This window comes from Phocaeicola sp. ICN-14070, from assembly GCF_037892625.1.
Lineage (GTDB): Bacteria > Bacteroidota > Bacteroidia > Bacteroidales > Bacteroidaceae > Phocaeicola > Phocaeicola plebeius.
In genome coordinates, this window is sequence record NZ_JBBKBF010000125.1 from 1 (window position 1) to 3,357 (window position 3,357).

The window sequence follows — 3,357 nt, forward strand, 5'->3', positions numbered from 1 at the left end:
CTGGCCCGGATAGCCGAGAACACCGGTGTGAGCGCCGGACACCTGGGCGAACTGAAGGAAGTGATAAAGAAAATGATACGTGACGGACTAAAAGTGAAGTGATATGGGCAATATACTGAGCGGACTGGTGCTGGTGAACGGCACGGACATCTGGACGGAATACGGCGTGTTCCTGGTGGAAGACCGGCGCGGGGGCATGGAGAACCTGACGGCCATCCTGACCCCGAGCAAGGCCAAGAAGGATACGGCTGTGGACATACGGGAAGAGCACGGGGAAAAATACAGCGTCGTGCTGACCCCACGGAATGAGGCGCGGGACGTGACGCTGCACTTTGCGCTGTACAACAAGACCCAGGCAGGCTGGATGAAGCAGTACTTTGCCTTTGTGAATTTCCTGAAGCAAGGGAAAGACGGCTGGCTGGAGATCCGTTTCCCCCAGCTGGATCTGCAGCTGCGGGTGAAGTATGCCGACTGTACGAAGTTCACCCCGCTGACCTATCTGTGGACGGAAGGTGTGCATGCCGGAAAGTTCCGGGTAAAATTCCGGGAACCGAAACCGATTATATAACCATTCAAACGCTATTAGAATATGCTTCTAACGATATATGATAAAGCCGGAACCAAGCGTGCGGATGTGGCCGTGAACGACAGCTCGACGCAAAGCAAGGAAGTGCAGGGAGACAATGTGCTTTCCCTGTCGTTCAGCTATTATGCCTTCCTGCCCCTGGACGTGAACGACTACACGGACTATCTGGGCGAACGGTACTGGCTGACAGAACGCTACACGCCGAAGCAGGTGAGCGATGGTGAATGGGAGTATAACCTGAAGCTGTACGGTATCGAGAGCCTGATCAAGCGGTTCCTGGTGCTGGAGACGACGGACGGGGACACCAACCCCCTGTTTACCCTGACGGCCACGCCCCGCGAGCATGTGGCGATGGTGGTGAAGGCTATCAATAACGGCATGGGCCACATTACTGACTGGAAGACGGGTACGGTGGAAGGTACGGAGCTGATCACGATAGACTACGAGGGGATGTACTGCGACGAAGCGCTGAAAGCCATCGCGGAAAAGGCAGGCGGCAAGGTGGAATGGTGGGTTGAGGGGCAGACTGTGAACGTGTGCCGCTGCGAACACGGGGAAGAAATCACCCTTGGCTATGGCAAGGGGCTGACCTCCCTGGAAAGAGATACGAGCAACACGGCCAAATTCTATACGCGCCTGTTCCCGGTAGGCTCGACCCGCAACATCGATGCGGAGAAATACGGCAGCCCGCGTCTGATGCTTCCCGGCGGCAGGAAGTACATCGAGCAGGGCGTGGAGGAATATGGCATCTATGACCATTACGAGCAGGATGCTTTCAGCGGCATCTTCCCCCGTCGGGTCGGTACGGTGAGCTCGGTTCGCAGCGAGGAGGTGGCAGACGATGAAGGAAACAAATTCACCGTCTATTATTTCCGGGACGGGGAACTGGACTTTGACCCCAACCTGTACGAGCTGGCCGGAGAAACCAAACGTGTGTCGTTCCAGACGGGCGACCTTGCCGGACTGGGAGAAAGCGATGACCACTACTTTGAGGTGAACTACGACAGCGCGGCACGTGAATTCGAACTGATCACCATCTGGCCCTACGATGACGACACCCAGCTGCCGGGCGGCAAACTGGTGCCCCGAGCAGGCGACACCTATATCCTGTGGAATATCCGGATGCCGGATGAGTATTACCGGCTGGCCGAAGAGGAGTTTGCGGTTGCGGTGGACGAGTACAACCGGGACCACTGGCTGGACATTGCCGCCTACAAAGCCCCGACAGACCCGGTATACATCGAGGAGCACGGCATAGACCTGTTTGTGGGCAGACGGGTGAAGCTGGAGAGCCGGAAGTATTTCCCGGAAAAAGGCTACCGTCAGAGCCGTATCACCAAGATCAGCCGCAAGGTGAACGAACCCGGGCAGATGGACATCGAGATAAGCGATGCGCTGCAGGTGGGCAAGTTCGACAAGGTGACGGACAGCATCGGTGCGCTGAAAAGCTATACGAAATCAAAGACGGAAGGCGCTGCCCTTCCGGACATCATACGAAGCTGGGACAAGACGCTGCCCACGGACAACAACCTGTTTTCCGCCCGGCGCAGCCAGAAAGAGTTCCTGAGCAAGAACCAGCCGGACACAGCCAAAGAGTCCATCCGCTTCCTGAAGGGTGTGAGCTTTGGCGAGGCTGCTGGCGGCAAGCCCTGCGGCATCGTGGACGGTGAGGGCAATGCCGAATACTTGACTGCCGTGATCCGCGAACTGCTGCGCAGCACGGAGTTTGTGGACGGGCTGACCGGTGAGGGCTGGCAGCTGTGGATTGACCAGCTGACCGGACTGACAAACCTGACGGTGGACAAAGTGACTGCCCGGCAAAGCCTGGTGGCACTGGAACTGCTGATCGAGAAGGTGCGCAGCGTGTGCGGCCAGCTGGTGGTGTCCGCTGCCAACGGCAAGATCAAGGACGTGGTGAAGCAGGGCGACAACTACCGCATCGTGTTTGAGCAGGAATCGGGCTTTGTGGCCCATGACCTGATGCGCTGTGCGGTTACGGGTGGTAAGAAACTAAAAGCATACTGGGTGGAGGTGGCTTCGGTGATAGCCGGCGGTGTGCTGGTCCCGGTAAGCGAGTTTGGCGGGGTGAAGCCGGAGGCAGGCGATGAGTGCGTGCTGATGGGCAACACCGAAAACCCGCTCCGGCAGAACCTTATATCCATTGCGGCCACGGAGGACGGGCAGCCCCGTATCGACATTCTGGACGGTGTGAAGGCCAAGAACTTCAACGGCTGCCTTCGTTGCCGGCTGGGTAAGCTGGACGGCATCAGGAGCAGCGCTTTCCCGGCAGACAAACAGCCGAAAGGAAACGGCCTGTATGCCGACAACGTGTGGCTGAAGGGTACGTTCGTGTTGATGACGGGCGAGGACATCCTGACGCGGTTTGAGATAACCGAGGGGAAAATCCATTCAGCCGTGGAAAGCTTGCGCAAGGAAATACGCGAAGAACAGAGTTATCTGGACAACAGCAGTTTTGCCGCCGGCATGGACAAATGGAAGACGGGCAGCAAGGCTACGCTGTTCACCCTGGGCGGACGCTGGATCTGGGCGAACGGCGGTCCTTACGGTACGAAGCCGGACGGCCATGCCGAGATACGGACCGACGGCAAGGTGCCTTATGCCTATATCCGGAACAGCTATATCATGCAGAAACTGGAGGACTTCCGGCTGGTACCGGAGTACCGGCAGACGAACAGCCAGGGCGAACGGGTGCCCGGCGTGGTGTATCTGTCGTTCAGCTACCGGGTTATCAAGGCCGGAAGGTTGAAAAT

Annotated in this window: 2 protein-coding genes; both read left to right on the forward strand. The window is 57.8% G+C overall.

Going from position 1 to position 3,357, the window contains the following annotated elements; all coding sequences use genetic code 11:
• The first annotated feature begins 103 nt into the window (after window positions 1-103).
• On the forward strand, window positions 104-568 hold the full coding sequence (locus WKT20_RS17725) for a hypothetical protein (protein WP_087394435.1): 465 nt from the start codon (window positions 104-106) through the stop codon (window positions 566-568).
• A 21-nt stretch (window positions 569-589) separates the two neighbouring features.
• Window positions 590-3,357 (forward strand): hypothetical protein (locus WKT20_RS17730; protein WP_186910393.1); only part of this gene is annotated, 2,768 nt, incomplete at its 3' end.

What these genes read in the sequence shown, in the direction of transcription:
- WKT20_RS17725 (WP_087394435.1), top strand. Translation starts at nt 104, where the DNA reads ATGGGCAATATACTGAGCGGACTGGTGCTGGTGAACGGCACGGACATC.